Here is a 4112-nt window from a genome sequence, read left to right as displayed (position 1 = left end):
CACGAAGCTCTCGAGGTGTACCGTTGTAAAAAGAGCTTCTTGAGTGATATCAGCGCCACGCATGTCGGAGTAAGACCTAGTTTTTATCGTACGAGAATTTTATCAAAGCCGCTGATGATGCGGGACAATTTCAACAGCCTGTTAATGGGTACCGTGATTTCATGTTCAAAAACGAATACTTCAGGGAGGAGGAGTTTTCCTGCCGTCGTTATAGTTAAAGCCATTTCCCGGGAGATATATTGAACTGGTAATTTCTTTCGGGCTCACACCAGCCGGGCTTTATTAACGGGCAGAAGGTTGTAGTTTTGAATTGTCCACTTAGTGGGGAGGCTTGCGATGGAATGGAAATAGCTGGTGCCCAAAATTTTTTGGGGCGATACTCCTTGACCATTGCAGATACTGTTTTCGATAGCACATCACTTGATTTTTTTGGCATCGTAATCTTTTTATCTGGATTTTAACAGAGACAGAGCTATCGCATTTGATCTGACATGGATTGGTTCAGATTAATCTGACACAACTCCTCGAAAAACAGTGGATTACTGGTTTGACTATGGTAAGGCCTACTTATGTTCAGGTTTTACATAAAAATAACTTTTCCTGAGCCAAAATTATCTGCAATAGAGATCTAATTAGAATTGTTATTGAGCGCTTGGCATTGTGGTCTCTGTAGTCTATGGTGGGAGCTTATGGAAAGCGCTCCGGGGGGCGATCATGAAGAGAAGGGAGTTTCTGCAGAGAGCGGGGCTGGTAATCGGCACCGTTACATTGGACGGCGCTGGCGTAGCACAGGCTGCTCCGGCGAGCATTGGCCGCGCCGCGACAAATTGGGACGCATTCCGCGACCTATTTCCACTGACCCGCGACTACATACAGTTGGCGACGTTTCTACTGGCTTCGCATCCGCGCCCGGTTGCGGAGACCATCGAAATGCATCGAAGGGCCTTTGACGAAAACCCAGCCGATTACTGGCACCGCCATTTCAAGACCATTGATGGCAAAATCACCGACAGCGCGGCACGCTACATGGGCGGCACCGGCAGTCAAATCGCGCTCACCGACAGCACCACCATGAGCCTGGCCATGGTCTACAGCGGCTTGCAACTCGCCCCCGGTACGGAGGTGCTGCAAACCACTCACGACCATTATTCCACCGACTTATCGCTGCAGCTACGCGCCAAGCGCACTGGGGCCAGCGTTCGCCAGGTTTCGTTGTACGACGATCCAGCCCAAGTGTCGGTAGATGGTGTCTGCAGCCGGTTGCGCGATGCCCTTAAATCCGAGACCCGGGTCTTCGCTTGTACATGGGTGCACTCCTCTACCGGTGTCAAGCTGCCGATCAAAGCCATGTCTAACGTCATCGACGAGGCTAACTTTAAGCGTGATAAGCGCGACCAGATTCTGTTTTGTGTAGATGGCGTGCATGGATTCGGTGTCGAAGATCAGGACATCAGCCAACTGGGTTGTGACTTTTTTATGGCCGGCACCCACAAGTGGGTCTTCGGCCCGCGCGGCACTGGTGTCATCTGGGGCAACGAGCGCGCCTGGTCTATGACCCGTCCTGTCATTCCCAGCTTTAGCGAAAGCTATAATGTTTGGTTGGGCCTGACGACGCCGGATAAGGTGCCGGTAGGCCAGCACATGACTCCGGGCGGCTTTCATTCTTTTGAGTATCGCTGGGCCCTGCCCGCAGCCTTCGATCTGCATCTATCCCTGGGCAAGGCGCGGGTGCAAGAGCGCATTCATGCTTTGAATTTGCAGGCCAAGCAGGGACTTGCCGAACTGGACCACGTCAAGCTCTACACGCCGATGTCACCGGAGCTTTCATCCGGTCTGGTATGCTTCGACGTCGATGGTGTACCCCAGGTGGATGTTGTTAAGCGCCTGCACGATAGGGGGATCATTGCCAGTGCTACGCCCTACCGCAAATCCTATGCCCGCTTCGCACCGAGCCTGCTCAACGCTCCGGCAGAGATTGATACGGCCGTGGCTGAAGTGAAGGCCATGGCTTGAACCGGAAGGGTTTGTATTTTTTAGGATTTTGGCTTTGGCTTGAAAGTAGGGTGATTGATTTCCCTGGCGGCTGTCTGGATGAGCATTGTTTCCTGGGTTTCCAAGCCGCCAGCCTCATTGATAGCCTTTAGGAAGGCGCGGTAATACCCGGCGATCAGCTGCCATTTATTGGTGATATTTACAGTGCGTCTGGCGTTTTTTAGATCGTCCTTGCCGAAGCTTGGCAGATAGTGGGCGATACCGTGTCCACTGCTGTTCCAGCGGCCGTCCAAAAGGCCGCAGATCAGAATGCGTGCGCCTATCTCGGGTTCCAGTGCCTTATCGGGGAACTTGACCAAATCGACCCCGGCATCGGCACTGGAACGCTCATAGTTCCGTTTCCAGGTCAGTTGTACCTGCCCCCGGCCGTAATAGCTGTGTCCATAGGGGGGCTCCGGCTGCGCGTATCTGGCTTTGCGCAGCCTGCGGCGGGCGGTGGCGTCATCCTTGGCCAGGGTCTCGCGCACCGGTACCATGCGCCCGGCTGTTTCATGCCTGGCGGTTGCCAAGACGTAGGCCAGTGTTTTTGGCCGGCCGTCACCATGGGTCTCGAAGGCATCGAGAATCCCCTCGATACCCTTTACCTGCCGCTTAGATAGCGACGTCCCGAATACACGGTTTTCACGGCGCCGTAAAACCGCATAGAAGATCTTGCGGTTCATAAAATTTGCCTATTTATGGAATTGGCTATCCACATAACAGTACAGGATTGCAAATAGTGGTAACCAATCCCGAAGAAGCTTGCTCAAATTAGTAGCATATCACCGACTGCCAATTCAGTGTTTAAGGCTGTGAAAACTAGTGTCTAGCGAATGTCACGCGCAGTTTAGGCGATACTATGGAAGCGCCCATAGTGGAGCAGGAAACTGCCATACATTTTGCACGGCCATTTGAAAGAGGTTGCCATCACCCAGCGGTACAAACTCCTGTCGGCCGATAGCAGCGCCGATGATTTCTCCATCTTCATCTAGCAAAACACAATTGAATTTTATATCTCCCGAGGCCGCGTTGAAAATTGGATCGACACTCTGAAACCTTAAATACAAGTTTTTAGGGTGGCTTAGCTGAAAGTGATTGGTTCCCTGAACCAGGTAATCACCATCTACAGCAACTGTACCGGCCGCTACAACTATGCCAGTACTACCTCCCCAGGATCCGGTTAAGGTAGAGCTTAGCCCTTGTGCGCCCACAAACATAACATACTGTCGATCATAAACTATCCAGCCTACCTTTGAGGATTTCTGCCTTTTTCTCGCTTTCGATGGTAACTGGTAGGCGCGATAGTTATTCCTTGGATCAAAAACGGATTCCATCAGTACAATGTTGCCAAAATCCGCAGATCCATTGGTTAAATCTATGCCAAAGCGGTCTTTAAAGTAATCGATTGCCAGCTGTCGGCGCTCAAGCTTCTCCGCTTCATCTCGACCCATGATAATAGTGTCGAACTCATCTGGTGTTGGCGGGATGAAATCTGGGTCGAAGGGATCGTAAATGCCGTTTGCCATCAATAAGGCAGTGCCACCAGTAGGTTGGTTTGGATTTTCAGTATTCTTGCCTGGAAGTCCATCAGCGAAAGTTTTTGCGGATAATCCAGATAAAAAAAATACTATGGTCAGGGCGCAGATCAATTGAATTTGAATTTTTTTCATTGAATTTGTCCTTTTTATAGGTGCATACGCCGGGATTTTGAAATACTTCCAAGTGCCCCACCTAAAGCTAGCGTATACCTATATGCCTGTTTAATATTTGCTATCTATTTCAGCTAGTGGAAAGTTGATCACCTTGGTAATAGGTAAGTGAAAATAGATGTGTTTTTTTCTATTTTTTAGCATAGATAGCAATGTTGAAAATTCTTGGATGGCGGCTCCTCTTGTAACAACTATTTGAGTGCATAAATATCAAGTATTTATGCTTTCTTGCTAGGGCCTGTTAACACTAATTAGCCGGTCAGCGATCAATGAAAAGTTGATGAAGAACTTAAAAACGACATCCAACTTATCAAATCGACTAAATATTCTTCGGAAACCTTTCAAGCGGCGAAACAGACGCTCTACTTCATT

4 protein-coding genes are annotated in these 4112 nt (G+C 49.7%); 2 read left to right on the top strand and 2 right to left on the bottom strand.

Annotation, left to right across the window (positions count from 1 at the left end):
- On the top strand, positions 1-243 hold a 243-nt coding region (locus AB1S50_RS19095), incomplete at its 5' end, for a hypothetical protein (protein ID WP_367152825.1).
- A gap of 471 nt (positions 244-714) precedes the next feature.
- Entirely contained in the window at positions 715-2013 is a 1299-nt protein-coding gene (locus AB1S50_RS19090; protein ID WP_367152824.1) for an aminotransferase class V-fold PLP-dependent enzyme, read from the top strand.
- 20 nt (positions 2014-2033) lie between these two features.
- On the opposite strand, the gene AB1S50_RS19085 is transcribed toward AB1S50_RS19090, so the two are convergent.
- On the bottom strand, positions 2034-2714 hold the full coding sequence (locus AB1S50_RS19085) for a glycoside hydrolase family 19 protein (protein WP_367152821.1): 681 nt from the start codon (positions 2712-2714) through the stop codon (positions 2034-2036).
- Positions 2715-2888: 174 nt separating this feature from the next.
- Positions 2889-3701 (bottom strand): hypothetical protein, encoded by an 813-nt coding sequence (locus tag AB1S50_RS19080; RefSeq protein WP_367152820.1) that lies wholly within the window; start codon positions 3699-3701, stop codon positions 2889-2891.
- Positions 3702-4112 lie beyond the last annotated feature (411 nt).

Origin of the sequence: Microbulbifer discodermiae (assembly GCF_040742695.1) — a bacterium.
Lineage (GTDB): Bacteria > Pseudomonadota > Gammaproteobacteria > Pseudomonadales > Cellvibrionaceae > Microbulbifer.
Note: the sequence above shows the minus strand (reverse complement) of the source record. Positions and strands in the feature narration are given on the sequence as shown.